This is a genomic window from Microbacterium sp. Z6_144, from assembly GCF_057197625.1.
This window is the reverse complement of the sequence record NZ_JBXVPT010000001.1, coordinates 1483437-1507552: the sequence shown is the minus strand read 5'-3', so window position 1 is coordinate 1507552 and position 24116 is coordinate 1483437. Positions and strand designations below refer to the sequence as shown.

The following is a 24116-nucleotide window of genomic DNA, read 5'->3' as shown; positions in this document are numbered from 1 at the left end:
AGGGCCACAGGTCACGGTGCTCAGGCGCGAGGGTGGGCGAGGCGGTAGGCCTCGGTGAGCCGCTCGCTCGACACGTGCGTGTAGATCTGGGTCGTGCCGAGGCTGGCATGGCCGAGGATCTCCTGCACCGCGCGCAGGTCGGCGCCGCCATCCAGCAGGTGGGTCGCGGCCGAGTGACGGAGGGCGTGCGGACCGACCGCGGACGAACCCACCACCGGCCCGATGGTGCGAGCGACGAGGTCGTACACCGAACGCGGTCCGAGTCGGCGCCCACGGGTGCCGAGGAACACCGCCGCGCCGGCGTCCTCGGCCCGCGCGGCGAGTGCTGGCCGGCCGCGCACCAGGTACGCCTCCAGCGCACGGGCGGCGCCGCCGCCGTAGGGCACGACCCGCTCCTTGGATCCCTTGCCGAGCACCCGGACCGTGCGCCGGCCCGGGTCGAGGTCATCGATATCGAGACCGCACAACTCGGAGACCCGCACTCCCGCGCCGTAGAGCAGCTCGAGCACGGCAGAGTCGCGGAGGGCGGTCGGATCCCCGTCGGCCGCGTGGGAGGCGAGCGAGTCCAGGACCTCGCGAAGGGCATCGGCGGTGGCGACGGCCGGCAGCGCACGCCCGCGTTTGGGGGTCACCAGCCGCAGCGTCGGATCGATCGGGACGAGCCCCTCCTCCTGTGCCCAGCGGAAGAGTCCGCGCACGGCAGCCGTACGCCGTGCGAGGGTGCTGCGCGCCTGCCCCCGCTGAGCGGCCGACCACGACCACTCCCGGAGGTGCTCCACATCCACCTCCGCGAGCGGCATATCGCCGCCGGTGGCGAGCAAGTCGTCCAGATCGGAGCGGTAGGCGCGGACGGTGGCGGGCGCGAGCCGGCGTACCTCCGCCAGTTGGGAGAGGTAGGCGTCGATCGCGGCACGCAGCAGCACTCCCCCAGGATGCCGCGAACCAGTGCCCGCGAGCGTCGCTCTCCCGGCGCGTCACCGGCTCGGTGCGCGGCGCCACCCGTCGCCGTCGGCCACCAGTGCGCCATCGAGCACCGCGAGCCCGATGAGGGCTTCCACCTCCGCCACGGCCAGACCGCTGCGTCGGGCGAGCTCGCCAGCCCCCGCGCGAACGCGCGTGCTCGCCGCGTCCAGCAGCCGAGTCAGCTCGTCGGTGCGGCCCGCCGCCACGACCGCGGAGGTGACCGGCAGACCGATCAGTTCCCGGACGTCGTCGGCTCCGGTGATGCACCGTCCGTCGTAGTCGCGGAGGATGCGGTGACACCCGGCCGACGCGGCGCTGGTCACCGGGCCCGGAACCGCACCGAGTGCGCGACCGAGTGATGCGGCGTGTGCCGCGGTGTTCAGCGATCCGCTGCGCGTTCCCGCCTCCACGACGACCGTGGCGTCCGACAGCGCGGCGATGAGCCGGTTGCGCGCCAGGAAGCGCCACTTGCTGGGCGCGGTGCCGCAGGGGGTCTCGCTGGCGACGACTCCCGACCGGGCGATCCGGGCCAAGAGGTCGGCGTGACCGGAGGGATAGGGCCGGTCGATGCCTCCGGCCAGGAGCGCGGCGGTGAGTCCCCCCGCCGCGAGGGCGGCCCGGTGAGCAGCGCCGTCGATGCCGTATGCCGCGCCGGAGACGACCGCGATGCCGTCAGCGGCGAGTTCGGCGGCCAGCTCCGCCGCGACATGCTCGCCGTAGCCGGTGGCCGCCCGGGCACCGACGATGGCGACGGCCGGCTTGCGCGTCATCGCGGCGAGATCACCGTGCACCCACAGCGCATGCGGCGCGTGGCTGCCGAGGTCGAGGAGGCGCGCGGGCCAATCGGAATCGCCGGGAACGACCAATCGCGCGCGTGCTCGACGGGCCCGCTCCAGGGCGGAGGAGACGAGGGCGGGGTCCGCCCGCGGCATCCACCGGTCGCGTGCGGCCGCCAATTCCCGCGCCGGGATCTCCGCATCCCGCAGCGGCGAGCCGGCGAGCATCCGTCGGAGCGCTTCGACCGCGCCGAAGGTGGCGATCAGGTCTCCGGCCACACGGTCGCCCGGCTCGGTCAGCACGCTCCAGACCGCTCGCGCATACGCGTCCGGGGCATCGGCAGACGAGCCTCGAAGGTCGCGCAACGCGCCATGGGCGATCTCGGGTGAGACCTCGAGCGCGCTCACGCGGTCATCCCCCGCTTGAGGAAAAGCGCACGGCCGATGTCGCCCACATCCACCGCGGCCCGCCCAGCGAGATCCGCCAGCGTCCACGCGACCCGCAGCACACGGTCGTACCCCCGCAGTGTGAGCGAGCCGCGGTGCAGGGCGGCGTCCAGCGGTCGCCGCACGATCGGGGGCGGCGCCATCGGCCCCTGCCGGAGCCACGTCCCGGGGACATCGGCGTTCCGCCGCCATGGCGTCGCCGCGAGGCGGGCAGCCGTCCGCTCGCGCGCCGCCCGCACGCGTTCGCGAGCGGAGGCGCTCGTGGCCGTCGAGGGCGCGGGGTCGCGGTGGGCGACGGAGACCCGGCGGAGAGACAGCTCGATATCCATGCGGTCGAGCAGGGGGCCGGACAGGCGGCCGAGGTAGCGGCGGATGGCGTTCGGTGGGCACACGCACGTTCCCCCGGGGACGCCGTACTGTCCGCACGGGCAGGGGTTCGTGGCCATGACCAGTTGGAAGCGCGCGGGATAGGACGCTTCGGCGCCGGCTCGGTGGATCGCGATGCTGCCCGATTCCAGCGGCTGGCGCAGCGCGTCCAGGGCCGAGGACGCGAACTCGCCGGCCTCGTCGAGGAAGAGGACGCCGCCGCTGGCCCGGGCGATCGCTCCGGGGCGCACGACGCGGGAGCCCCCGCCCACGAGTGCGCCCACGCTGGCGCTGTGATGCGGCGCCTCCCACGGGGGGATGCGGGAGAGACGCGTGACCGGTGCGCCCGCGAGCGAGCGCACGCAGGCCGCTGTCAGCGCGGCCTCGTCGTCCAGGGGCGGGAGGATGCCGGGGAGTCTTCGCGCCAGCATGGTCTTGCCGGCCCCGGGAGGACCGCTCAGCAGCAGGTGGTGCCCACCCGCCGCCGCGACGATGAGCGCCTCCACGGCGTCGGGCTGTCCGATGACGTCGGCGAGGTCGGGGGTCTCGTCCGCAGGGACGTCGACCTCTTCGGAGGGAGCGGCGACCGGGTCGAGGTCGGCCGCATCCACCTCCGCCCCGTGCCAGCGCAGCACCTCGGCCAGGCACGCCGCTCCGAGCACCTCGATGCCATCGACCAGTTCGGCTTCCCGCAGGTTCGCGAACGGCACGACCACGCGCGGCACGCCCGCCCGTGCGGCCGCCAGCACGGCGGGGAGGACGCCCGGGAGCGGCCGCAACCGCCCGTCGAGCCCGAGCTCCCCGATGTGAACGGTCGACGACAGGCGGCCCGCATCCATGGCGCGCTCCGTCGCGAGTGCCGCCACCGCGATCGCCACATCGAACCCCGAGCCGTACTTGGGAAGGCTCGCCGGGGACAGGTTCACCGTCAGGCGACGGCGGGGAACGGGCACGTTGCGGTTCGCGCACGCGTTCGTCACGCGCTGCACCGCCTCGCCGATGGCTTTGTCGGGGAGGCCGATGACGCGGAACCCCGGAGTCTGCGGTGACAGGTCGGCCTCGACCTCCACCACGGCGCCGTTCAGCCCCGACAGCGCGATCGAGAGCGTCCGCGCGGTGGTCACAGGGCGTCCTCGAGATGCTCGAGGATCGCGGTGGGCACGTCGGATCCGGTGAGCGCTATCGCATCCACCCGAAGGCGACGGCCGCGAGCCTGCTCGGGATGCGCCGCCATCCATGCGACCGCGAGACGCCACAGCCGCGCGCCCTTGCGCTCGTCGATGGCCTCCAGCGGATGGCCGAAGGCCAGGGATCGGCGGGATTTGACCTCGACGACGACGAGGGCGTTCCCGCGCACCGCGACGATGTCGATCTCACCCTGCGGGCACCGCCAGTTGCGGTCCACGATGGTGTACCCCGCGGAGCGCAGGTGTGCCGCCGCCCGCTCCTCGCCGGCCCTACCGAAGTCGTCTTTCTCTGCCATGCAGCCAGCCTGGCCGGCTGCTCGGTGCCGTGGTCACCGCACATCTGCACCGGGGGATGCGCCCCGGAAATCCCCGCCTGGGGAGGAGAGACCGGGTCAGCCGTCGAGCGACAGCTCTTCCGGCAGCTGGAAGTCGCGTCGCGACAACTCCTCGACATTGACGTCTTTGAACGTGAGCACCCGCACCGACTTGACGAAGCGGTCGGCCCGGTAGATGTCCCACACCCAGACGTCGGTCATCGAGATCTCGAAGTAGAAGTCGTGCTCGGTGTCTCGCCGCACCACGTTGACCTCGTTGGCGAGGTAGAACCGGCGCTCGGTCTCGATCACGTACTGGAACTGCGAGACGACGTCGCGGTACTCGCGGTACAGCGCCAGCTCGAGTTCGCGGTCGTAATCCTCGAAGACATCGTCATCCATGGTGCTTCCATCCTAGGGCGACGGGTGCCGCCGCGCGGTGGCGCGGTGGCGCGGGCGAGCCGCAGATCAGAAGAGGGTGGGCGCGTCGAGGATCGACCACGACTGCCGGTGATGGGCGCTCATCCCGTGGGAGCGGATGGCCTCGCGGTGGTCCGGGCTCGCGTACCCCTTGTTCCGCCACCAGTGGTACGCGGGCAGTTCATCGTGCAGCCCGGTCATCAGGCTGTCGCGGGCGACCTTCGCGATGACGGATGCGGCGGCGGCGCTCGCGCAGTCGCGGTCGGCCTTGATCACCGGCGTCACGCGGAGCCCGGTCGCTCCGGCCGGCGTGATGTAGTCGTAGTTGCCGTCGAGGATCACGATGGCGCTCTCCGGGACGACGCCCTGGGCACGCAGATCCTCGATCGCCCGCAGCGCCGCAAGCCCCAGCGCACGCATGATGCCGATCTCGTCGATCTCCGCGGAACCGGCCCACCCCACCGCGCTGGCGGCGACCCAGGCCGACGCGCGCGCCGCGACGTCGGCACGCTTGGGCTCGGGGACGAGTTTGGAGTCGCGAAGCCCCGCGGGGATCCGCTTGCGCGAACGATCCGGGTCGATCACGGCCGCACCGACCGCGACCGGGCCCGCCAGTGCGCCGCGCCCGACCTCGTCGCACGCGATCACGAGCGGGTGCTCTTTCAGCAGCCGTCGCTCGAGGGTCAGTCGTGGCTCGACGACCGTCACGGGGCACCCTCGGCGGCGGGGATTCCCGCGAACACGTCGTGGTGGAAGTCGATCCCGCCGAACCGCGCGATCGGCCAGGTGACGAGGAACGCGCGGCCCACGACGTTCTCGAGAGGGACGAACCCCTCCCCAGGCTGATCCTGGTTGTAGCGCGAATCCCGTGAGCTGTCGCGGTTGTCACCGAGCACCCAGACGGAATCCGCCGCGACTTCCACGTCGTAAGCCATCGGCTCCGGTGCCGAGCGCCCGGGGGGCAGATTCAGATAGTCCGTCTCGTCGATCGGGACACCGTTGACCGTGATCTGCCCGAGGGCGTTGCAGCACACCACGTGGTCGCCGGGGAGCCCGATCACGCGCTTGATCAGGTGGTCGTCGCTGTCCGGAGCCGACAATCCGACGAGCGACAGCAGCCAGTCGCCGGCTTCCACGATGCCGGGTCGCGGAGGGTCGTGCGACGGGGGCAGCCACCCGCCGGGGTCGCGGAACACCACGATGTCACCGCGCTCGTACTCCCCGAAGCGAGGCGTGATCTCATCGACCAGGATGCGGTCGTCCACCAGCAGCGTCTGAGCCATCGAGGTGGACGGGATGTAGAACGAGCGGACGAGGAACGTCTTCACGAGGAACGACACGAGCAGCGCGATGACGACGATGACCACCACGTCGCGGAGGAAGATCAGCAGCCCGCGCCGGCGACGGCGCTCGGCGCTGCTGCGGCCTTCGGTCGACGCGGGGGCGGATGCGGTCTGCTCGCTGCTCATGGGGATCCTTCGCCCGGCCCGCACGAACGAGGCGAACCGCGGTTCAAGCGTCGCACACCTCGCCTGAACGGCGGGTATCGGCTCAGCACTTCGCCGGGAACGAAGAACGCCCCGGGCGATGCCGGGGCGTTCTTCACAGGCGCGATCAGCGGTCGCGCTTCTCCTTGATCTTGGCCTTCTTGCCGCGGAGGGCACGGAGGTAGTAGAGCTTCGCGCGGCGGACATCGCCACGGGTGACGACCTCGATGTGGTCGATCACCGGGCTGTGCACCGGGAAGGTGCGCTCCACGCCCACCTGGAAGCTGATCTTGCGAACCGTGAAGGTCTCGCGGACACCGTCGCCGGAGCGGCCGAGCACGATGCCCTGGAACACCTGGATACGCGAGCGCGTGCCCTCGGTGATGTTCACGTGCACCTTGACGTTGTCGCCGGGGGCGAAGGGGGGAATGTCGGAGCGGAGCGAAGCCGCGTCGACGGCATCGAGGATCTGCATGATCGTCTCTTCCTGCGGCCGCCACAGGTCGACCGCATGATGGTTGGTAGGTTCCGGGTGTGCCCGAGGCCGCGAACGCGGCGGACTCCCCTGAGGCAGAGCCGGTCAGGACACAAACATCCATTCTGCCATGGATGTGGTGTGGTCCCAAACCATCACGAACCGGCGGGGCGCTCCGTGATCACGATGACGGGCGCGTCCGTGGGTTCTGCGTGCGGCGGATGCTGAGGCGAGAGGTAGGCGGTGCCGTCGGCGGCGCGCAGCAGCGACTGCGCTCCGAGCTTCGCTTCCCGCAAGAGCTGCCAGATGGCGAGCCAGAACAGCGCGACCGCGATGATCACCGCGAGGATCAGCGCCGGCGCGAACCAGGTCGGGCTGAACAGTCCGGTCGCGATGATGAGCGCGTGCCATACGCCGAACCCGGCCACGTCCCACCAGGACACCGCCCGTGTCGCGCGGACACTGCTGCGCGCCCGCACGAGGAGGGCGAGGACGAGCTGACCGAAGAACACCGACGGTATGGCGAGGAACAGCACCCACAGCAGGGCCCATCCGCCCGCGTCGAAGGCGATCCATCCGGCGAGCAGCCACACCGGCAGAATCACGGCGGCCGGAAAGAGCCACCAGAAGAACGCCCGACGAAGCCACATGCCCCGATGCTAACGCCGCCCGCGGGGCTGGTGCCGGAGAGCCCGGAGTTCCCACGGCATCCTCACGGGTTGGCCGTGCACCGCACCCGCACGGTTGCCATCCGCGACAATGGGACGAGACGGAAGGACATCCATGATCGAGTTGCGCACACCGGCGGAGATCGAGGCCATGCGGCCGGCCGGCCGCTTCGTGGCGGAAACCCTCGCGACCCTGCGCGACGAGACCAAGGTGGGGACGAACCTCCTCGCCATCGACCGTCGCGCCCACGAGCTGATCCGACGGGCCGGCGCGGAATCCTGCTACATCGACTACCACCCGTCCTTCGGCGCGAGCCCGTTCGGGAAGGTGATCTGCACGTCGGTGAACGACGCCGTGCTCCACGGTCTGCCGCATGACTACGCCCTTCGCGACGGCGATCTGGTGTCGCTGGATTTCGCGGTGTCCATCGACGGGTGGGTGGCCGATTCCGCCGTCTCGTTCGTCGTCGGCACGGCGCGAGATGAAGACCTGGCGCTCATCGACACGACCGAACGTGCTCTGGATGCGGCGATCGAGGCGGCCGTCGTCGGAAACCGCATCGGCGACATCTCCGCCGCGATCGCCGCGGTCGCCCACGGGGACGGCTACTCCATCAACACCGATTTCGGCGGGCACGGCGTCGGCCGGGTCATGCACGGCGACCCGCACGTCCCCAACGACGGCAAGCCCGGGCGCGGCTATCCCCTGCGCGCCGGACTCGTGATGGCTCTCGAGCCGTGGTTCCTCGCGACCACCGACCTGCTGGTCACCGACCCCGACGGATGGACGCTCCGCGGCGCCGACGGCTCGCGCGGGGCCCACGCGGAGCACACCGTCGCGATCACCGACGACGGCCCGATCATCCTCACCGACCGCTCGTTCCTCGGCGTCGACTGACCTCCGGCCGCGGTCGCGGTGCTGCCGCGCACCACTCCGAGCCGCCGCATCCAGCCGCGGCATCCGTCCGGCGACCGACGCCCGGCCGTTCAAACTCAGGAGAATCCGTCACTTCGGCCCCTTTCGGGCGCCCCGCCCGGCGTGTCTCCTGAGTTTTGAACACGGATGCCGCGGATCGGCCGGCGCGCCCCGCACCCCTGTGGCTCCGCCGCACGCCTCCGCGGCAGCCCGTGCCGCCGCATCCAGCCGCGGCATCCGTCCGGCGACCGACGCCCGGGTGTTCAAAACTCAGGAGAATCCGTCACTTCGGCCCCTTTCGGGCCCTCCCGCCCGGCGTGTCTCCTGAGTTTTGAACACGGATGCCGCGGAACAGGCGCGGAACGGGTGACCGGGGACCGGCACGCCGGCCTGGGCGACACTGCACCACGGGTCGGGTCAGTCGGCCAGGGTCAGTCGGCCAGGAGGTCGGGACGCCGCTCGCGCGTGCGCTCGAGCTGCTGCTCGCGCCGCCACGCGGCGATCGCCCCGTGGTTGCCGCTGAGGAGGACGGGCGGCACTTCACGGCCCCGCCAGACCGCGGGCTTCGTGTACGAGGGGTATTCGAGGAGGCCATCCTCGTGGGACTCCTCCACCAGGCTCTCGGGATTTCCGACGACGCCCGGGATGAGGCGGCCGATCGCCTCGATCATCGCCATGGCCGCCACTTCGCCGCCGTTGAGCACGTAGTCGCCGAGGCTCACGAGCCGCACGTCACCGAGCGAGGCCGCCTCGGCGAACACGCGCTCGTCGATGCCCTCGTAGCGGCCGCAGCCGAAGACGAGGTGCGACCGTTGCGCCAGTTCGCGGGCGGTCGCCTGACGGAACACCTCGCCCGCCGGGGAGGGGAAGATGAACACCGGACGATCGCTGGCGCCGGCGGCGATGTCGCCGAGCGCCTCGCCCCACGGCTCGGGCTTCATGACCATGCCGGCACCGCCGCCGTACGGGGTGTCGTCGACCGTGCGGTGCCGGTCGTGAGTGAAGTCGCGGAGGTCGTGCACGCGGATATCGAGAAGCCCGGCGCCTCGCGCCCTGCCGAGGAGGGAGACCTCGAGCGCGTCGAAGAAGGAGGGGAAGATCGAGACGACGTCGATGCGCACGTCAGTCCTCCCGAGCGCTGTCCTCGTCCGGCGCGGGACCGTCCTCGTCCGGCGCCGGACCGTCCTCGCCCGGCGCGGAACCATCGTCCTCGGTCGGGGACTCCTCGACCGGTTCGGTTTCAGCGAGCTCGGGCTCCGGCTCGTCGGACGCGCCGGGCAGGTCTTCGAACAGGCCGGGCGGAGGGGTGACGACCACGCGGCCTGCCACGACGTCCACCTCGGGTACGAGAGCCTTCACGAACGGGACAAGCACCTCGCGCTCCCCCGCCGTCACGATGAGGAGGTCCTGCGCGGGCATGTGGTCCACGCGCGCGACGCGGCCCACGACGGTTCCGTCACGGACGACGTCCATTCCCACCAGCTGGTGGTCGTACCAGGCGTCCTCTTCCGCGGGAGCGGCCTCGGCATCCTCATCGATCCAGAGGATGGCGCGGACGAGCTCCTCGGCGGACGAGCGGTCATCGACCCCTTCGAAGAAGGCGACGGCGTGGCTGTTCATCCACTTGAACTCGCGGACGGTGAGCGACTTCCCGTGCCAGGGCGAGGAGGTCGGCACCTGGAGGGTGAACGTCGCGCCCGGCACGAATCGTCCGTCCGGGTCGTCGGTGTACAGCTCGAGCTTGAGGGCGCCCTTGAGCCCGTGGGCCTTCACCAGGCGCCCGACGCGCAGCTGCGTGCGCGCGGGTTTCGGGGAACGGGACGGTGCTGCGTCCGACATCAGTCGTCGGCGACGTCGACGCGGACGCGACGACCGTCCGCGAGCGCCGAGATGAGGGTGCGCAGCGCCTTGGCCGTGCGTCCGCCGCGCCCGATCACGCGTCCCCGGTCGTCCGGGTGCACGCGTACCTCCAGCACGTCCCCGCGCGGGGACGTGCTGGAGTGGATGGTCACGTCGTCAGGGTGATCGACGATCCCCTTGACGACGTGCTCGAGCGCGGCGGCCAGCAACGGGTTACTCCGAGTCGGACGCCGAAGCGGCGTCAGCGTCCTCGGCGGCGGGCTCGGCGGCCTTCTTCTCCGCCTTGGGCTTCACGACGGACTTCTTGGTCGAGTCGATCTCGAACGGCTGCTTCGGCTCGGCGACCTTGACCGTCGAGACGGCGTTCTTGTCGCCCTTGAAGCGGCCCCAGTCTCCAGTGAGCTTCAGCAGTGCGGCGACCTGCTCGGTCGGCTGCGCGCCGACGCCGAGCCAGTACTGTGCGCGCTCGGAGTCGACCTCGATGAACGAGGGCTCCTCCGTGGGGTGGTACTTGCCGATCTCCTCGATGACACGACCATCGCGCTTGGTGCGCGAGTCGGCGACGACGATGCGGTAGTAGGGCGCGCGGATCTTTCCGAGACGCTTGAGACGGATCTTGACAGCCACGATTCTCCTGGTGATATGGAAGTGACGAACTGGTCGCCGGAGTGGGGTGTGCATCCGGCGGAAGCTCAAATGGTCGGACCGAGGCTGGATAGAGGGTCGAGCACACGGTCCAGCCCTCTATTCTGCCAGACATCTGCGGATGCGGCGAAACGGAGGGTCGTGCGGCGTCGCATGTCAGACTGTCGCCATGACGGTCCCGTTCGCGCCCTCTGCACGTTCGTCGGTCGGGATCGAGTGGGAGTTGATGCTCGCCGACCGCGAGAGCGGTGATCTCGTGCCGCGTGCGCCCGATATCGTGCCGCCGCTCGAGGAGAGCACGAAGCTCGAGCGCTTCACCATCACCCAGGAGCTCCTGACCAACACCATCGAGCTGACCAGCGGCGTCGGCGACACGGTGGCTGCGGCGGTGGACGACATCGCCGACGCGATCGCCGCCGTGCGCACCGAGACCGAGCCCCGCGGCGTGGAGCTGCTGTGCGCGGGAAGTCACCCGTTCGCGCAATGGTTCGATCAGCAGGTCACCGACAAGACGCGGTACCACAGGCTGATCGAGCGCACCCAGTGGTGGGGCCGCAACATGATGATCTGGGGCATCCACGTTCACGTGGGGGTTGAGGACGTCAACAAGGTCTTCCCCCTCATCGACGCCCTGTCGGTGTACCTGCCGCACCTGCAGGCGCTGTCGGCGTCGAGCCCGTTCTGGGCGGGTGAGCGCACCGGGTACGCCTCCAACCGCGCACTCGTGTTCCAGCAGCTCCCCACGGCGGGACTGCCGTGGCAGCTGGAGAACTGGGCCCAGTACGAGGCGTACATCGACGACATGACGCGCACCGGGGTCATCGCCGATGCGACAGAAATCCGCTGGGACGTCCGGCCGGCCCCCCGGTGGGGCACCATCGAAGTGCGGGCGTGCGACGGGATGTCGACGCTCCCGGAGCTCGCTGCCGTCGCCGCGCTCATTCAATCGCTCGTCGAGCGGTTCTCCCGCGACCTTGACGAGGGCCGCCCGATCCCGCGTATCCCGCCCTGGTACGTCCGTGAGAACAAGTGGCGTGCGGCGCGGTATGGCCTGGACGCGCGGATCATCGTCGACGCCGAGGGACGGCAGGCGCCGGTCGTCGAGCACCTCCGCGAAACCATCGCCGAAGTCACCGACATCGCCGTGGAACTGAAGTGCGGGCGCGAACTTGCGGCGCTGGACACCATCCTCGCCACGGGGGGCAGCTCGGCCCGCCAGGTCGCCGTCGCCGAGGCCGCCGATGGCGACCTCCGTGAGGTCGTGCAGCACCTGATCCGAGAGTTCCGCAGCGGTCCGACGCTCCGCGAGCACCTGCGCTCGTTCCCCGCCTGACCCCTCGAGCCGGCCGTGCGCGGCGGGGGACGGCGTCAGCTGCGGCCGAGGAGCTTCTGGAGCTCGGCGAGGTCGGCCTCGCTCGGCTCGCCGGCCGGGGCACCCGTGCGGCCGCCGAGTCCGAAGCCCGAGCCGGTGGGAGCGGCGGGGGCGGATGCGGCGATGCCGGCGTTCTCCGCGGCACGCTTGGCCGGGTTGCCTGAACGCGACCCCTTGGCCTTCTGCTGCTTCCCGCGCTTGGCGGATGCGCCGGGGCGGGCGCCGGGCACCGGGCCCATTCCGGGAATGTTCGGCACACCGCCGCGCGCCATCGTCTTCATCATCTTCGCCGCCTGCTCGAACCGCTGCACGAGCGAGTTGACGTCGGTGACCGTCATCCCCGACCCGCGCGCGATGCGCAGGCGCCGGGAACCGTTGAGCACCTTCGGGTTGCGCCGCTCCCCCGGGGTCATCGAGCGGATGATCGCCTCGGTGCGGTCGAGTTCGCGCTCGTCGAAATTCTCCAGCTGCTGCTTCATGGAGCCCATACCCGGGAGCATCCCGAGCATCTTCTTCATGGAGCCCATCTTCTTCATCTGCTGCATCTGCTCGAGGAAGTCCTCGAGCGTGAAGGTCTCCGTCGCCAGCTTCTCGGCGACCTTCATCGCCTCTTCCTCGTCGAACGCGCTCTGGGCCTGCTCGATGAGGGTCAGGATGTCGCCGAGGTCGAGGATGCGCGACGCCATGCGGTCGGGGTGGAACGGCTCGAGGTCGTCCAGGCCCTCGCCCGTGGAGGCGTAGATGATGGGGCGTCCGGTGACGGATGCGACGGACAGGGCCGCGCCGCCGCGCGCGTCGCCGTCGAGCTTGGACAGGACGACCCCGGTGAAGTCGACGCCCTCCTGGAACGCCTTGGCGGTGTTGACCGCATCCTGACCGATCATCGCGTCGATGACGAAGAGGACCTCGTCCGGGTTGGTCGCGGAGCGGATGTTCGCGGCCTGCTTCATCAGCTCGGCGTCCACGCCGAGCCGGCCCGCCGTGTCGATGATGACGGTGTCGTGCTGCTGACGGCGGGCGTGCTCCACGCCGTCGCGGGCGACTTTGACCGGGTCGCCGACGCCGTTGCCGGGCTCCGGGGCGTAGATCGCGGCCCCCGCACGCGCGGCCACGACCTGGAGCTGGTTCACGGCGTTGGGGCGCTGGAGGTCCGCCGCGACGAGGAGCGGGGTGTGCCCCTCCTTCTCCAGGGAGCGCGCGAGCTTGCCTGCGAACGTCGTCTTCCCCGACCCCTGGAGGCCGGCGAGCATGATCACCGTGGGCGGGTTCTTCGCGAACTGCAGGCGCCGCTGCTGCCCGCCGAGGATGCCGACGAGCTCCTCGTTGACGATCTGCACCACCTGCTGCGCGGGGTTGAGGGCGCGGTTGACCTCGTCGCCCAGTGCCCGCTCGCGCACGGCCGCGGTGAAGTCCTTCACGACGGGCAGCGCGACGTCCGCCTCCAGCAGGGCACGCCGGATCTCGCGCACCGTGCCGTCGATGTCTGCGGGCGTCAGCTTGCCCTTGGTGCGGAGGTTGCGGAATGTCTCGGTGAGCCGATCGGAGAGCGTGCCGAAGGTAGCCATGATGCGGCAAGTTTACGCGAGCGCGTCGCCGGTCTGCCCGGGAGTCGCCGCGGGCACGACGTCAAGGGCCCGCGCGAGCACGTCGCCGAGCACCGTGCGGCCCGGACCGAGCGCTGCCCACCGCGATATGGCGGCGAGAACCGCGCCGCCATAGGCCGCGCCGATCACATCGGCCCTGAGGGGCTCCACCCCCGCGCGGCGGAGCCTTTCGGACACCGCATCGGCGATGCGGGCGCGACGGATCCCCGCCTCGCGCTGCAGTTCCTCGCGGATGCCCATGGTCTCGGCCTGCCCGAGGGCCAGCGCGAGGCTGTCGGGCCGGAAGCCGTCGGCCAGGCCGGCCAGGGCTGCCCTCACCCCATCGGTACCCTCCGCCTCATCGTCACGCAGTCGGGCTGTGAGGGCCAGGATCCGCTCATCCAGCGCCGCCCAGAAGACGTCGCCCTTCGTCGCGAAGTAGTTGAAGAAGCTCGACCTGCTCACCCCCGCGCGGGTGGTGATGTCGGACACCGACGTGGAGTCGTAGCCGCGCTCGAGGAACAACTCGCACGCGGCGTCGGCGAGGGTCTCGCGCGACGACGCCTTCGGGCGCCCGCCGCGGTTCTCGGTCGGCATGTGCCCAGATTAGCCCGCCCGGATCATCCACCCGGATGTATTGTTGGACGCAATCCATAAATGTCCCCCGCGACAGGAGATCGGATGCTGGACATCGTGAGGGCCGGGCTGGCCCCCGCCTATGTGCCCTACGCCGAGGGGTGGGCACTGCAGCGCCGCATCCATGCCGAGGTGGCGGCCGGCGGGCGCTCCGACACGCTGATCCTGCTCGAGCACGAGCCGGTGTACACGGCCGGCCGGCGCACCGCAGACCACGAGCGACCCACGGACGGCACGCCGGTGATCGACGTCGACCGCGGCGGGAAGATCACGTGGCACGGGCCCGGGCAGCTCGTGGGCTATCCCATCCTGCGCCTGGCCGAACCGGTCGACGTCGTCGCGCACGTGCGGCGCCTGGAGCGCGTACTCATCGCCGTACTGGCCCGGCACGGGGTGGCCGGATACCAGGTCGACGGGCGGAGCGGCGTGTGGGTGCGCCGCCCCCTGTCCGAGGACAAGGTCGCCGCCATCGGCGTCCGGGTCGAGAAGGGAGTGACCATGCACGGCTTCGCGGTCAACTGCGACAACACGCTGGCGGGGTTCGCCCGCATCATTCCCTGCGGGATCGCGGATGCCGGCGTCACGACGATCAGCGAGGTGGCCGGAGTCGTCGTCACCCCGGCCGACGTCGCCGCCACTGTGACCCGCGTGTTCACCGAGGAGTACGCGGGGGTCGCCGCATGACCGCCACCATCCCGGACGGGCGCCGCCTGCTGCGCCTGGAGGTGCGCAACGCCCAGACTCCCATCGAGCGCAAGCCGGAGTGGATCAAGACGCGAGCGAAGACCGGCCCGGAGTACTCGGCTCTCCACGCGCTCGTGAAGAGCGAAGACCTGCACACCGTGTGCCAGGAGGCGGGCTGCCCGAACATTTACGAGTGCTGGGAGGACCGCGAGGCCACCTTCCTCGTCGGCGGTTCGCAGTGCACCCGCCGGTGCGACTTCTGCCAGATCGACACCGGCCGGCCCGCCGACTACGACACCGACGAGCCGCGGCGCGTCGGCGAAAGCGTGCAGCGGATGCGGCTGCGCTATGCCACCGTCACCGCGGTGGCGCGCGACGACCTGCCCGATGAAGGGGCATGGCTGCACGCGGAGACCGTCCGCCGCATCCATGAGGCGAACCCCGGCACCGGGGTCGAGATCCTCGCGACCGACTTCTCCGGGAAGCCGGATCTCCTGGCCGAGGTGTTCGACTCGCAGCCGGAGGTGTTCGCGCACAATGTGGAGACCGTCCCGCGGATCTTCAAGCGGATCCGGCCCGCCTTCCGCTACGAACGCTCCCTCGGGGTGCTCACCAGGGCTCGCAACGCGGGGCTCATCACCAAGTCGAACCTCATCCTCGGGATGGGCGAGGAGCCGGAGGAGGTCGTGCAGGCCCTGCAGGACCTGCGTGCGGCCGGAACCGACATCATCACCATCACGCAGTACCTGCGGCCCTCGCCGCGTCACCTCCCGGTGGCTCGCTGGGTCACGCCGGACGAGTTCGTCGCGTTCAAGGAGGAGGCCGAGCGCATCGGATTCCTCGGGGTGCTGGCCGGTCCCCTGGTGCGCTCGTCGTATCGCGCGGGTCGCCTCTGGGCGCAGTCGATGAGGTCGATGGGCCGGGACATCCCCCCGCACCTGGCGCACCTGGCCGCCGAGATCGCGGCGGGTGAATCGGGGTTCGCGCAGGCCGTCTGACCGCCGCCGGGATGTCCCCGGGGCTCAGTCGGCGCTGGTGACGGACTGCACCGTCCCGTCGGAGGCGAGGTTCACCAGGAGCACATCGTCGGTGGCGTCGGGGTCCAGGGCGTACTCGAGCACCGCGAACGGCTCGGTGCCGCCGTGTTCGTCGGCGAGGATCGTCATGCTCATCAGCTGCAACGAGCGGATGACATCGACCTGCACGTCGCCGGACACATCCACCAGGAGGTCGTCGAGCTCGTCACCGAGGACCTGCTGCTGCTGGAGGATGTACTCGATGACCTCGCTCGTGCGGTCATCCAGTTCCGACACCATGGCGTTGCGCGCGGTGTGATCGATCGCCTCCAGCGACGAGACCATGGAGGCTGCCACATCCAGGGCCGCCTGCGACACGTCGTCCTGGTCGGGCGCGGTCAGATCGACCGTCACGGTCTGGTCGCCGAGCTCGACGTTCTCCGACCAGAAGATGGATCCGTCCGGGCCCGACTCGAGGAGTCCGAAGAAGTCGTGCTCGATCGCCATGGCCCTATGAAACCAGTCCCTTCGTTCGTGCGATAGTCGCGAGGTCAGTCGACCAGGGACGCGGCGAAGACGTGCGGGGTGAACCCGGTGAGGTCACCGATCCCCTCGCCCGAACCCAGCAGCTTGACCGGGATGCCGGTGCGCTCCTGCACGGCGAGGATGAACCCGCCCTTGGCCGAGCCGTCGAGCTTCGTGATGACGAGCCCCGTGACCCCGGCGTGCTCGAGGAACGCCTGCGCCTGCATGACGCCGTTCTGGCCCGTCGTGGCATCCAGCACAAGTAGGACCTCGCTGATCGGGGCCTGCTTCTCCACGACCCGCCGGATCTTGCCGAGCTCGTCCATCAGGCCGCCCTTGGTGTGCAGGCGTCCGGCCGTGTCGACGAGGACGATCTCGGTGCCGGTCTCCTTGGCGTACGTGATCGTCTGGAAGGCGACCGACGCCGGGTCCTGGCCTTCGTGCTGCGGACGCACGATGGTGGCTCCCCCGCGCTCGGCCCACGTCGCTAGCTGGTCCACGGCGGCCGCGCGGAACGTGTCGGCGGCGCCCACGACGACGGAGCGGCCGTACCGCTGCAGGAACTTCGCGAACTTGCCGATCGTGGTGGTCTTGCCGACGCCGTTGACACCCACGACCAGGACGACGGCGGGCCGCTCCGTGAGGCGGAGCGTGGTGTCGAACTTCGCGAAGTGCTCTTCGAGCGTCTCGCGCAGCATCCGCTGAAGGTCGCGCGGGTCGGTCGTACGGTATCGGTCGACCTTGTCCCGGAGCTCATCGACGATGCGTTCGGTGATGTCGGGGCCGAAATCGGCGGTCAGGAGGGCGGTCTCCAGGTCTTCCCACGTCGTCTCGTCGATCGTGGGCTTGACGAACAGCCCGCGCAACGCGCGGCCGAGCGACCAGGAATTCTCCGCCATGTCTTCAGCCTACGGGCCTGGGCTCAGGCCGTCGCGCGATCGCCCACCCGCTGGCCGACCACGGCGGAGACACCGTCCTGACGCATCGACACGCCGTAGAGGGCGTCGGCGATCTCCATCGTGCGCTTCTGGTGCGTGATGACGATCAGCTGGCTGTTCTCGCGCAAGCGCTCGAACACGCCGAGGAGGCGCCCGAGGTTGGCGTCGTCCAGCGCGGCCTCGACCTCGTCCAGGATGTAGAACGGGCTCGGGCGGGCGCTGAAGATCGCGACCAGGAATGCCACCGCCGCCAGAGATCGCTCCCCGCCGGACAGCAGAGACAGCCGCTCGATCTTCTTCCCCACCGGCCGCACGGACACCTCGATCCCCGTCGTCAGCGGAGAGTCGGGGTCGGTCAGCGAGATGCTCCCGGTACCCCCGGGAAAGAGGATGGGGAAGACCTCGGTGAACGCGTGGCGGGTGTCCTCGAACGCGGACAGGAAGATCGTCTGCATCCGCTCGTCGAGTTCTTCGATGATCGTCAGCAGATCCTTGCGGGTCTGCGCGAGATCGGCGAGCTGCTCGGTGAGGAACGCGTGCCGCTGCTCGAGGGCCTCGAACTCCTCCAGCGCGAGGGGGTTCACCCGGCCGAGCTGTGCGAGCTTGCGCTCGGCGTCGGCGAGCCGCCGCCGTTGCGCTGCGCGGTCGAACGCCACTGTCGGCGGTTCCTCGTCGTCGCCGGGCGCTCCGTCCGCAGGGATGGGCTGATCCGGGCCATATTCTGCGACGAGAATATCCTCTTCGAGGCCGAGTTCCGAGTGCACGCGCTCGAGGAGACTCGTCACGTGCAGCCGCTTCTCGTGGATCTGCAACTCCAGTCCGTGAACGTTCTCGGTGAGGGCTCCGAGCCGCTCGCGGAGCGCCGCATCCTGTGCTCGGGCTGCGGCGAGTTCCGCCGTGACGGCGGTACGTGCCGACTCGGCCGTGGCCAGTTCCACCCGGGCCTGGGTCACCGACCTGTCGACGGAATCGAGGAGGGCCGGCAGCTGCGCAGCGACCTCCGCCGCGATGTCGCGCTGTGCCCGGCGCACGACGGCGCGGCGAGCCGCCTCCTCGGCCGCGGCGCGTTCACGTTCGCGCTGCCGCTCGAGCTGAACGACCCGCGCCTCCCCCGCCCGCACCCGCTCGCGGAGGGTCTCCACCTCCAGTCGCGCGCGCATCTCCGCGTCGCGCGCTTCCTCGAGCGCCGCGAGCATCCCCTCGCGGGCAGAGGCGTCCAGCATCGGCCGCGGCGCCTCCCGCGCGCGGGCGAGCGCCTCGGCGGCGGCCCGTTCGGCGGCCTCGGCATCGGTCACGGACGCCTGCGCCTGCGCGAGACCGGCGGCCAGCCGCTCGCACTCGGCGACGGCCGCCTCGTGCCGCACCGTCGCGCGGTTCACCTTCTCGGCATGCGCGGCCAGCGCGGCATCCTGTACGCGCAGCGCGGTGAGCGATTCCCGTGCGCGCCGACGCGCCGCATCGTGCGCGGCGACCGCATCGGTGAGCGCCTCGCGGAGCGAGTCGGCCACGACCACCATCTCCGACAGCCGCTCGGCGGCGGCATCGCGTTCGGCGGCGAGTTCCAGACGTGAGCGTCCCGCTCCGGAGCCGGCGCGCAGCGTGAAGGCGGTGACCACCTCGCCGGCGCGGGTGACGAGCGTGAACTCCGTGGTCGCCGAGCCCAGGGCGGTCAGAGCCGCGCGCGCCTCGGCGAGGTCGTCGGCGACGAGCACGCGGGCCAGGATGCCGCGGACACCTGCCGGAGCGGTCACCACCTCCGCGGCCGACACGACGCCGGGGATCGGGGGAATCGGGATCGACGTCGAGGGGACGTCGTCGGCGGTGACGATGTCCACGACGCCGAGGTCGCCGTCACGCGCGAACCCCGCCGTGGCGAAGGCGCTGTCCCGGGTGTCGACGAGCAGGCCTTCGGCGAGCGGCCCCAGGGCCGCGGCGATCGCGGACTCGAAACCGGGCTGCACCTTCACCGCGTCACTGACGAGACCGCGGACCCCCGCACCTCCGCCGGCCACGAGCTCGGCGGCGGCGTTTCGCACATCGAGCGCCCGACCGAGCGCGGTCGTCTGCGCTGTCAGTGCTTCCACCTCCCGCTCGGCCGCGTGCAGTCGGTCACGGAGCCCCGAGACGGTGCTCTCGGCGTCGTTGGCCTCGCGCTGCGCGCGCTCGTATGCCGCGGCGTGCTCGGCCGCAGACTCCTCGGGAGCCAGTTCGGGGTCCAGTCCTTCGCGCTCGGCTTCCGCCTCGGCGCGGCGGACGAGTGCCGCATCGAGGGCGCGCTGTTGGCGCTCGACTGCGGTGCGGACGGCCGCGAGGGCGGATGCGGCGGCCTCGGCCGTTCCGCGCAGCGACGTGATCCGCATGTCGTGCTCGGAGACGAGAGCGCTCTGGGCGGCGATGTCGACATCGAGCGCATCCAGCTCCGCTCGCGCCCGGATCACGCCGCGCGAGGCGAGGGCTGCCGCATCCTGCGCATCCCCCAGTCCCGAGGAGATCGCGTCGATCTCCTCGCGAGCGTCGTCGATCATGCCGCGCGAGACGGTGGGAACGAACCCGGAGGAATCGTCCTCGTCGGCGGACAGCAGCGCCAAGCGCTGACCGGCGAGGGAGTACAACCCCCGCAATCGCTCCTGCACCTGCTCGAGCGAGAAGGCGACCCCCCGCGCGCGGTCGACCGCCTCCGAACGCTGGTCGTTCTCCAGACGCTCCACGCGCGCGCGGAGGTTCTCCGCCTGATCCTGCAGCACCACCCGCTCGGTGTGACGCTCGTGCTCTGCGCGGGCGTGGTCGGCGAGCTGGGCGCGAAGGGTGACGAGCTCGTCGGCGAACAGGCGCGCCTTGGCGTCGCGCACGATCGCGGCGATCGTCGCGGCCTCCCGCGCGATCTCGGCCTGCCGTCCGAGGGGCTTCAGCTGGCGTCGCAGCTCTCCGGCCAGATCGCTCAGGCGCGTGAGGTTGGCCTCCATCGCGTCGAGCTTTCGGAGGGTCTTCTCCTTGCGCCGGCGGTGCTTGAGGATTCCGGCGGCCTCCTCGATGAAGCCGCGGCGCTCTTCCGGCGAGGCCTGGAGCACGTTGTCCAGCCGCCCCTGGCCGACGATGACGTGCATCTCGCGGCCCAGGCCCGAGTCGCTCAGGAGTTCCTGCACGTCCAGGAGACGGCACGTCTCGCCGTTGATGGCGTATTCGCTGGCACCGGTGCGGAACAGCGTGCGACTGATCGTCACCTCGGAGTACTCGATCGGCAGGGCGCCGTCGCTGTTGTCGATCGTCAGATGCACCTCGGCGCGACCGAGGGGTCCGCGCGTGGATGTCCCGGCGAAGATGACGTCTTCCATCTTCCCGCCGCGCAGGGTCTTGGCCCCCTGCTCGCCCATCACCCAGGCGAGGGCATCCACGACGTTGGACTTGCCCGACCCGTTGGGACCGACGATGCACGTCACGCCGGGCTCGAAGGCGAACGTCGTCGGCTGCGCGAACGACTTGAAGCCCTTCATCGTCAGGCTCTTCAGGTGCATGGATACGCCTTCCGGACAGGCATTCTCACTGCCTCACGGTACCGGAGTCGCACCCGCGACCCGCGATGCCGTGCCGATGACGCGCCCAAGGCGGGCGCCGACGCGTCGGGCTGCAGCGGTTGCTCGACGGACGCTTGACCGACCGACGGGAGTGCCGCTAGCCTCACAGGTCGTCCGAAGCCGCGCGTCGCAGCTGCCCCGCGCTCCGCACCGCGCCACCCCTCCCCCCGCCCTCCCCGCGGTATGCTCCGGCCGCAGACCGACGCCCCGGCCGTTCAAAACTCAGGAGAATCCGCCACTTCGGCGCCTCTCCGGTACTCCCGCCCGGCGTGTCTCCTGAATTTTGCACACGGATGCCGCGGAACGGCCACCCCGCACAGCCGATCCCCTCCCCCTCCCTCCCTCGAAGGACCTCCCATGAGCACCACCCCTGCCGGCCTCGAGCTGCGCCCCCTGTCCATTCCCGCCTCCGTGCAATCGCCTGACGCCGGCGACTTCGTCGAGATGGTCCGCGTCCGCAACATCGTGTACGCCGAGATCGCCGGACACGACGATTTCCGCCTCGAGCCGCGCGAGGTGCTTCCCGCCTACGCCCCCGATCCGACGGAGCTGCGCGTCGTGTGGCTCGCGGTCTGGGACGGTGAGGTCGTCGGCCGCGTGGGCGTCGACATCCCGCTCGAGGAGGGCTCGCGCGTCGCCTCCTGGCTCATCGAGCTGCGCCGTTCGGCCTGGGGCCGCGGAATCGGCACCGCCGCCTACCGGCTGGTGGAACGCGCGGCGCGAGACCACGGACGCACCGTGCTGCAGTCGTGGGCGGAGCATCCCGCCGACGACGGCCCCCGCCTCCAGCCCCCGACGGGCTTCGGCAGCATCCCCCGCGACCGCGCCGCCCGGTTCTACCTGGCGAACGGGTACACACTCGAACAGGTCGAGCGCAACAGCGCACTGAATCTCACCGATCCCGCGCTGGACGCACACCTGCAGCGTCTGCTCGAGGAGGCCACCACGGCGGCGGCCGGTTATCGCATCGTGCAGTGGGAGCTACCCACGCCGCCGGAGTTCGTCGACGGCTACGCCTGGATGAAGTCGCGGATGATCACCGATGCACCCGCCGCCGCGCTGGAGTTCGACGAGGAGGTGTGGGATGCCGGGCGCCTGGAGCGACATGAGAAGGTCTACCTCGACGCCGGCCGGCGGATGCTGGTGACCGCCGCTCAGCACGTCGACTCCGGTGATCTCGTGGCGTTCAACGAACTCGTCATCGGCAGCGACCCCGCACGGGCCACCATGCAGGAGGACACGCTCGTGCTCTCAGGGCACCGCGGGCACCGGCTGGGCATGCTCGTCAAGTGCGCGGCGCTCCTGGCCTGGCGCGAGATCGCGCCGCACTCGCCGCGGGTGATCACGTACAACGCCGAGGAGAACCGGCCGATGCTGAGCATCAACGAGGCCATCGGGTTCGCTCCCATCGCCTACGAGGGCGCATGGAAGAAGGTTCTCCCCGCGTGAGCGCTACGCCGTGTGGGGCGGCCTCTGGCAGTGCGGGCAGTAGTGGCTCGAGCGGTTCATGAACGATACGCGTACGATCGGCCGGCCGCATCGGGGACACGGTTCCCCCGTGCGGCCATACGCGTTGAGGGAGTGGGCGAAGTAGCCGGCCTGGCCGTTGACGTTGACGTACTGCGCGTCGAAGCTCGTTCCCCCCTCGGCCAGCGCCTTCTCCAGGACGGTGCGCACCTCCGCGAGGAGCCGTCGGGCGGCCCGGGTGGACAGGGTGCTCGCGGGCGTCTCCGGATGCAGCCGCGAGGCCCACAGCGCCTCATCCGCGTAGATGTTGCCGATGCCGCTGACCGTCGTCTGGTCCAGGAGCACGCGTTTGACCCCGGAGTTCTTCCGGCCCAGCGCCGCGCGGAACCCTGCGTCATCGAACGCGGGGTCGAGGGGATCCCGGGCGATGTGCGCCACCTGGGTCGGCACCTCGCTGCGCGCGGTCCCTTGCCCGCCCGGGGCACCGTCGGACGTCGGAATCAGCGCATCGATGGCGAGCGAGCCGAACGTTCGCTGGTCGGCGAAGACCACGGCGACCTCTCCGTGCACCGGGTGTTCCAGCTCGATCCGGATGCGCTCGTGGCGCTCAGCGGCGGTGCCGGGCGAGCGGAGCAGCAGCTGCCCGCTCATCCCCAGGTGCGCGATCAGCGCGTCGGAACCCCCGGTCAGCGGAAGCCACAGGAACTTGCCCCGTCGCGCCGCGCCCTCGATCGTCCGACCGGTGAGCGCGGCCTCGAAGGCGGCGCCCGGGGCGTCGTGGCGGGTGAGCGCCCGCTCGTCCACCACCGAGACGCCGGCGATGCGGGCACCGGTGACGGCCGGCTCGAGACCGGAGCGGACGACCTCGACTTCGGGAAGCTCAGGCACCGTCGCTGAGTTCGCGCCACGCCGTGAGCGCGGCCGCCATCTCCGCCTGCTTCTTGCTGGATCCCTCGCCCACGCCCGCGAGATCCCCCACCCGCACGGTGGCCGTGAATCGGCGGTCGTGGTCGGGCCCGCGTGCATCCACCACGTACGCCGGCGCCGACATCCCGCGACGGGCAGCGAGTTCCTGGAGGCTCGTCTTCGGATCCATCGCCGCACCATATCGATCCGGATCGGCCAGCAGCGGCTCCGTGAGCCGCAGGACCAGCGCGGTGGCCGCCTCGGGCCCCGCCGACAGGTAGGTCGCGCCGATCACGGCTTCCATGGTGTCGGCGAGGATGGAATCCTTGTCGCGCCCACCCGTGAGGTCTTCGCCGCGTCCCAGCAGCAGGTGCGCTCCCAGCCCGACAGCACGCGCGATCTCCGCCAGAGCGACCGTCGAGACGACGCTCGCGCGCCGCTTGGCCAATTCGCCCTCGTCCAACTCTGGATGCTGGGTGAACAGGCGCACCGTCACGGCCTGGCCGAGCACCGAGTCCCCGAGGAACTCCAGGCGCTCGTTGTGCGCGATGCCGCCGTTCTCATACGCAAAGGAGCGGTGTGTGAGCGCCAGCGACAGAAGCTCGGGGTCGATGTCGACCCCGAGCTCGTCGGTGAGCGCGTGGCGCTCAGATACGTCGGTCACGGCGGATGCCGTCGACGTCAAACGTCTGCGACCTTGCGGCCCTTGTACTCCAGGAACAGCTCGGTGCCCTGCGAGTCAGTGACGACCTTCGCCTGGTGGGGACGGCTGTAGACGACCTTGCCGTTCTCGATCGTCTTGACCAGGGCCGTCGCCTTGGCCTTCCACTGCGCGCGGCGCGAGCGGGTGTTGGAGCGGGATACCTTCCGCTTCGGGGGGTTACCTGCCATGG

26 protein-coding genes are annotated in these 24116 nt (G+C 70.8%); 5 read left to right on the top strand and 21 right to left on the bottom strand.

Annotated features, from left to right (window positions below; translation table 11 throughout):
- Window positions 1-20: 20 nt before the first annotated feature.
- From AC2DGY_RS07385 to AC2DGY_RS07345, 9 genes are all read right to left on the bottom strand, one after another.
- On the bottom strand, window positions 21-923 hold the full coding sequence (locus AC2DGY_RS07385; protein WP_484509047.1) for a tyrosine recombinase XerC: 903 nt from the start codon (window positions 921-923) through the stop codon (window positions 21-23).
- Between the two features lie 51 nt (window positions 924-974).
- Window positions 975-2147, bottom strand: coding sequence for a DNA-processing protein DprA (gene dprA / locus AC2DGY_RS07380; RefSeq protein ID WP_484509046.1), 1173 nt, complete (start codon window positions 2145-2147; stop codon window positions 975-977).
- Window positions 2144-3676 carry a YifB family Mg chelatase-like AAA ATPase gene (locus tag AC2DGY_RS07375; RefSeq protein WP_484509045.1) on the bottom strand — a complete coding sequence of 511 codons (1533 nt, stop codon included), beginning with the start codon at window positions 3674-3676 and terminating at the stop codon, window positions 2144-2146. Before AC2DGY_RS07375 ends, dprA begins: the two co-directional genes overlap by 4 nt.
- Window positions 3673-4035, bottom strand: a complete 363-nt coding sequence (locus AC2DGY_RS07370) for a YraN family protein (protein ID WP_484509044.1) — start codon at window positions 4033-4035, stop codon at window positions 3673-3675. Before AC2DGY_RS07370 ends, AC2DGY_RS07375 begins: the two co-directional genes overlap by 4 nt.
- Window positions 4036-4131: 96 nt before the next feature.
- Window positions 4132-4455: a DUF2469 family protein gene (locus AC2DGY_RS07365; protein ID WP_125132127.1), complete on the bottom strand. Its 324-nt coding sequence runs from the start codon at window positions 4453-4455 to the stop codon at window positions 4132-4134.
- A gap of 66 nt (window positions 4456-4521) precedes the next feature.
- Window positions 4522-5181 carry a ribonuclease HII gene (locus tag AC2DGY_RS07360; RefSeq protein ID WP_484509043.1) on the bottom strand — a complete coding sequence of 220 codons (660 nt, stop codon included), beginning with the start codon at window positions 5179-5181 and terminating at the stop codon, window positions 4522-4524.
- A complete protein-coding gene (gene lepB / locus AC2DGY_RS07355; RefSeq protein WP_484509042.1) occupies window positions 5178-5942 on the bottom strand; it encodes a signal peptidase I in 765 nt (254 codons plus the stop codon). The genes AC2DGY_RS07360 and lepB overlap by 4 nt, the downstream gene beginning before the upstream one ends.
- Before the next feature lie 145 nt (window positions 5943-6087).
- A complete protein-coding gene (gene rplS, locus AC2DGY_RS07350; protein WP_484509041.1) occupies window positions 6088-6435 on the bottom strand; it encodes a 50S ribosomal protein L19 in 348 nt (115 codons plus the stop codon).
- Window positions 6436-6590: 155 nt separating this feature from the next.
- Window positions 6591-7085 (bottom strand): MFS transporter permease, encoded by a 495-nt coding sequence (locus AC2DGY_RS07345; protein ID WP_484509040.1) that lies wholly within the window; start codon window positions 7083-7085, stop codon window positions 6591-6593.
- Window positions 7086-7218: 133 nt separating this feature from the next.
- Here AC2DGY_RS07345 and map point away from each other — a divergent pair, with 133 nt between their 5' ends.
- Window positions 7219-8001, top strand: a complete 783-nt coding sequence (gene map, locus AC2DGY_RS07340; RefSeq protein WP_484509039.1) for a type I methionyl aminopeptidase — start codon at window positions 7219-7221, stop codon at window positions 7999-8001.
- Between the two features lie 449 nt (window positions 8002-8450).
- Here the strand turns inward: map and trmD are convergent, their stop codons facing one another.
- From trmD to rpsP, 4 genes are read right to left on the bottom strand one after another with little or no spacing between them, the layout of a single operon-like run.
- Window positions 8451-9140 (bottom strand): tRNA (guanosine(37)-N1)-methyltransferase TrmD, encoded by a 690-nt coding sequence (gene trmD, locus AC2DGY_RS07335; RefSeq protein WP_484509038.1) that lies wholly within the window; start codon window positions 9138-9140, stop codon window positions 8451-8453.
- Window position 9141: 1 nt separating this feature from the next.
- Window positions 9142-9858: a ribosome maturation factor RimM gene (rimM, locus tag AC2DGY_RS07330; protein ID WP_484509037.1), complete on the bottom strand. Its 717-nt coding sequence runs from the start codon at window positions 9856-9858 to the stop codon at window positions 9142-9144.
- Complete coding sequence (locus AC2DGY_RS07325; protein ID WP_484509036.1) at window positions 9858-10088, bottom strand: RNA-binding protein; 231 nt, start codon at window positions 10086-10088, stop codon at window positions 9858-9860. Before AC2DGY_RS07325 ends, rimM begins: the two co-directional genes overlap by 1 nt.
- Before the next feature lie 4 nt (window positions 10089-10092).
- Window positions 10093-10506 carry a 30S ribosomal protein S16 gene (rpsP, locus tag AC2DGY_RS07320; protein WP_484509035.1) on the bottom strand — a complete coding sequence of 138 codons (414 nt, stop codon included), beginning with the start codon at window positions 10504-10506 and terminating at the stop codon, window positions 10093-10095.
- A gap of 187 nt (window positions 10507-10693) precedes the next feature.
- On the opposite strand from rpsP, the gene AC2DGY_RS07315 reads away from it, so the two are divergent.
- Window positions 10694-11857 carry a glutamate--cysteine ligase gene (locus AC2DGY_RS07315; RefSeq protein WP_484509034.1) on the top strand — a complete coding sequence of 388 codons (1164 nt, stop codon included), beginning with the start codon at window positions 10694-10696 and terminating at the stop codon, window positions 11855-11857.
- Window positions 11858-11892: 35 nt separating this feature from the next.
- On the opposite strand, the gene ffh is transcribed toward AC2DGY_RS07315, so the two are convergent.
- Together ffh and AC2DGY_RS07305 are read right to left on the bottom strand one after the other, a co-directional pair.
- Window positions 11893-13461: a signal recognition particle protein gene (gene ffh, locus AC2DGY_RS07310; RefSeq protein WP_484509033.1), complete on the bottom strand. Its 1569-nt coding sequence runs from the start codon at window positions 13459-13461 to the stop codon at window positions 11893-11895.
- A 12-nt stretch (window positions 13462-13473) separates the two neighbouring features.
- Window positions 13474-14076: a TetR/AcrR family transcriptional regulator gene (locus tag AC2DGY_RS07305; protein WP_484509032.1), complete on the bottom strand. Its 603-nt coding sequence runs from the start codon at window positions 14074-14076 to the stop codon at window positions 13474-13476.
- Between the two features lie 84 nt (window positions 14077-14160).
- Here AC2DGY_RS07305 and lipB point away from each other — a divergent pair, with 84 nt between their 5' ends.
- Both lipB and lipA read left to right on the top strand, forming a co-directional pair.
- Window positions 14161-14799: a lipoyl(octanoyl) transferase LipB gene (lipB, locus tag AC2DGY_RS07300; RefSeq protein WP_484509031.1), complete on the top strand. Its 639-nt coding sequence runs from the start codon at window positions 14161-14163 to the stop codon at window positions 14797-14799.
- Window positions 14796-15797 (top strand): lipoyl synthase, encoded by a 1002-nt coding sequence (gene lipA, locus AC2DGY_RS07295; protein ID WP_484509030.1) that lies wholly within the window; start codon window positions 14796-14798, stop codon window positions 15795-15797. Before lipB ends, lipA begins: the two co-directional genes overlap by 4 nt.
- Before the next feature lie 24 nt (window positions 15798-15821).
- Here the strand turns inward: lipA and AC2DGY_RS07290 are convergent, their stop codons facing one another.
- The 3 genes from AC2DGY_RS07290 to smc are packed head-to-tail and all read right to left on the bottom strand — an operon-like array spanning window position 15822 to window position 20790.
- Complete coding sequence (locus AC2DGY_RS07290; RefSeq protein WP_484509029.1) at window positions 15822-16322, bottom strand: DUF2004 domain-containing protein; 501 nt, start codon at window positions 16320-16322, stop codon at window positions 15822-15824.
- 44 nt (window positions 16323-16366) lie between these two features.
- On the bottom strand, window positions 16367-17239 hold the full coding sequence (gene ftsY / locus AC2DGY_RS07285; protein WP_484509028.1) for a signal recognition particle-docking protein FtsY: 873 nt from the start codon (window positions 17237-17239) through the stop codon (window positions 16367-16369).
- 23 nt (window positions 17240-17262) lie between these two features.
- Window positions 17263-20790 carry a chromosome segregation protein SMC gene (gene smc / locus AC2DGY_RS07280; protein ID WP_484509027.1) on the bottom strand — a complete coding sequence of 1176 codons (3528 nt, stop codon included), beginning with the start codon at window positions 20788-20790 and terminating at the stop codon, window positions 17263-17265.
- Window positions 20791-21207: 417 nt separating this feature from the next.
- On the opposite strand from smc, the gene AC2DGY_RS07275 reads away from it, so the two are divergent.
- Window positions 21208-22299 (top strand): GNAT family N-acetyltransferase, encoded by a 1092-nt coding sequence (locus AC2DGY_RS07275; protein WP_484509026.1) that lies wholly within the window; start codon window positions 21208-21210, stop codon window positions 22297-22299.
- A 3-nt stretch (window positions 22300-22302) separates the two neighbouring features.
- On the opposite strand, the gene mutM is transcribed toward AC2DGY_RS07275, so the two are convergent.
- Genes mutM through rpmF form a run of 3 tightly spaced genes read right to left on the bottom strand, consistent with a single transcriptional unit; the run spans window position 22303 to window position 24114 of the window.
- Window positions 22303-23205, bottom strand: coding sequence for a bifunctional DNA-formamidopyrimidine glycosylase/DNA-(apurinic or apyrimidinic site) lyase (gene mutM / locus AC2DGY_RS07270; protein ID WP_484509025.1), 903 nt, complete (start codon window positions 23203-23205; stop codon window positions 22303-22305).
- Window positions 23198-23887, bottom strand: coding sequence for a ribonuclease III (gene rnc, locus AC2DGY_RS07265; protein WP_484509024.1), 690 nt, complete (start codon window positions 23885-23887; stop codon window positions 23198-23200). Before rnc ends, mutM begins: the two co-directional genes overlap by 8 nt.
- 17 nt (window positions 23888-23904) lie before the next feature.
- A complete protein-coding gene (rpmF, locus tag AC2DGY_RS07260) occupies window positions 23905-24114 on the bottom strand; it encodes a 50S ribosomal protein L32 (RefSeq protein WP_484509023.1) in 210 nt (69 codons plus the stop codon).
- Window positions 24115-24116: the final 2 nt, after the last annotated feature.

What these genes read in the sequence shown, in the direction of transcription:
- AC2DGY_RS07370 (WP_484509044.1), bottom strand. Translation starts at nt 4,035, where the DNA reads ATGGCAGAGAAAGACGACTTCGGTAGGGCCGGCGAGGAGCGGGCGGCG.
- AC2DGY_RS07365 (WP_125132127.1), bottom strand. Translation starts at nt 4,455, where the DNA reads ATGGATGACGATGTCTTCGAGGATTACGACCGCGAACTCGAGCTGGCG.
- lepB (WP_484509042.1), bottom strand. Translation starts at nt 5,942, where the DNA reads ATGAGCAGCGAGCAGACCGCATCCGCCCCCGCGTCGACCGAAGGCCGC.
- rplS (WP_484509041.1), bottom strand. Translation starts at nt 6,435, where the DNA reads ATGCAGATCCTCGATGCCGTCGACGCGGCTTCGCTCCGCTCCGACATT.
- AC2DGY_RS07345 (WP_484509040.1), bottom strand. Translation starts at nt 7,085, where the DNA reads ATGTGGCTTCGTCGGGCGTTCTTCTGGTGGCTCTTTCCGGCCGCCGTG.
- map (WP_484509039.1), top strand. Translation starts at nt 7,219, where the DNA reads ATGATCGAGTTGCGCACACCGGCGGAGATCGAGGCCATGCGGCCGGCC.
- rimM (WP_484509037.1), bottom strand. Translation starts at nt 9,858, where the DNA reads ATGTCGGACGCAGCACCGTCCCGTTCCCCGAAACCCGCGCGCACGCAG.
- AC2DGY_RS07315 (WP_484509034.1), top strand. Translation starts at nt 10,694, where the DNA reads ATGACGGTCCCGTTCGCGCCCTCTGCACGTTCGTCGGTCGGGATCGAG.
- ffh (WP_484509033.1), bottom strand. Translation starts at nt 13,461, where the DNA reads ATGGCTACCTTCGGCACGCTCTCCGATCGGCTCACCGAGACATTCCGC.
- AC2DGY_RS07305 (WP_484509032.1), bottom strand. Translation starts at nt 14,076, where the DNA reads ATGCCGACCGAGAACCGCGGCGGGCGCCCGAAGGCGTCGTCGCGCGAG.
- lipB (WP_484509031.1), top strand. Translation starts at nt 14,161, where the DNA reads ATGCTGGACATCGTGAGGGCCGGGCTGGCCCCCGCCTATGTGCCCTAC.
- lipA (WP_484509030.1), top strand. Translation starts at nt 14,796, where the DNA reads ATGACCGCCACCATCCCGGACGGGCGCCGCCTGCTGCGCCTGGAGGTG.
- AC2DGY_RS07290 (WP_484509029.1), bottom strand. Translation starts at nt 16,322, where the DNA reads ATGGCGATCGAGCACGACTTCTTCGGACTCCTCGAGTCGGGCCCGGAC.
- ftsY (WP_484509028.1), bottom strand. Translation starts at nt 17,239, where the DNA reads ATGGCGGAGAATTCCTGGTCGCTCGGCCGCGCGTTGCGCGGGCTGTTC.
- smc (WP_484509027.1), bottom strand. Translation starts at nt 20,790, where the DNA reads ATGCACCTGAAGAGCCTGACGATGAAGGGCTTCAAGTCGTTCGCGCAG.
- AC2DGY_RS07275 (WP_484509026.1), top strand. Translation starts at nt 21,208, where the DNA reads ATGAGCACCACCCCTGCCGGCCTCGAGCTGCGCCCCCTGTCCATTCCC.
- rpmF (WP_484509023.1), bottom strand. Translation starts at nt 24,114, where the DNA reads ATGGCAGGTAACCCCCCGAAGCGGAAGGTATCCCGCTCCAACACCCGC.